The organism is Streptomyces sp. NPDC058646, from assembly GCF_042716875.1.
GTDB lineage: Bacteria > Actinomycetota > Actinomycetes > Streptomycetales > Streptomycetaceae > Streptomyces.
This window is the reverse complement of sequence record NZ_JBHXRK010000089.1, coordinates 1-1276: the sequence shown is the minus strand read 5'-3', so window position 1 is coordinate 1276 and position 1276 is coordinate 1. Positions and strand designations below refer to the sequence as shown.

At 69.9% G+C, this 1276-nt stretch carries 1 protein-coding gene; it reads left to right on the top strand.

Features of this window, described 5'->3' with window-relative positions:
• On the top strand, positions 1-1276 hold a 1276-nt coding region (locus ACFWUZ_RS36335; protein WP_384382407.1), incomplete at both ends, for an amino acid adenylation domain-containing protein.

Sequence of the window (1276 nt, the reverse complement as noted above, 5' to 3'; positions counted from 1 at the left end):
CTGCGCCCCGACGCCCGCGCCGTGGTCTTCGCCGGCCAGGAACTCACCTACCGGGAACTCGACTCCCGCGCCGACCGGCTCGCCCGCCACCTCACCGCGCAGGGTCTGGGCCGCGGGGACCTCGCCGGGATCCTCCTCGACCGCGGCATCGACTTCGCGGTCGCCGTCCTCGCCGTCGTCAAGACCGGAGCCGGATACGCCCTCCTCGACCCCGACTTCCCCGACGAACGCCTCACCGGCACCGCCCACGACGCCGCGATCCACACCCTCGTCACCGACGCACGGCACCACTCGCGGGTGACCGGGCCCTGGCACATTGTCCGCACCGACACCGACCGGGAGTCGGCCGGCGGCGAGGAGTCGGCCGACGGCGAGGAGTCGACCGGCGGCCGGGAAGAGGGCGGCCTCGGCGTGGTCCTGACGCCGTCGGACGTGGCGTGCGTGATGTTCACCTCCGGCTCCACCGGCCGCCCCAAGGGAATCCTCTCCTCCCACCGCAACCTCGTCTCCACCCTCACCGCCCAGACCTACGCCACCTTCGGCCCCGGCGAAACCTTCCTCCAGTGCTCACCCGTCTCCTGGGACGCCTTCAGCCTCGAATTCTGGGGAGCACTCCTCCACGGCGGCACCACCGTCCTCCAACCAGGACAACGCCCCGAACCAGCCCTCGTCTCAGCCCTCACCCAGCAACACCACGTCACCATGCTCCAACTGTCCTCCAGCCTCTTCAACTACCTCACCGACGAACACCCCGAAACGTTCAGCACCACCCGCACCGTCTACACCGGAGGCGAACCCGCCTCCCCCACCCACGTGCAACGCCTCCACAGCCTCCACCCCCACCTCACCATCACCAACGGCTACGGCCCCGCCGAATCCATGGGCTTCACCACCACCCACACCACCGACCCCCACCACCCCACCCGCGGCCCCCTCCCCATCGGCCGACCCCTCACCAACAAACACGCCTACGTCCTCGACAACCACCTCCGCCCCACCCCACCCGGCACCACCGGCGAGCTCTACCTCACCGGCGACGGCATCGCCCACGGCTACCACGCCCAACCCACCACCACCGCAACCACCTTCATCCCCCACCCCTACGGACCCCCCGGCACCCGCCTCTACCGCACCGGCGACCAAGCCCACTGGGACACCCACGGAAACCTCCACTACACCGGCCGCACCGACACCCAGATCAAAATCCGCGGCTTCCGCATCGAACCCACCGAAATCGAAACCGTCCTCACCACCCACCCCCACCTCACCCAAGCCA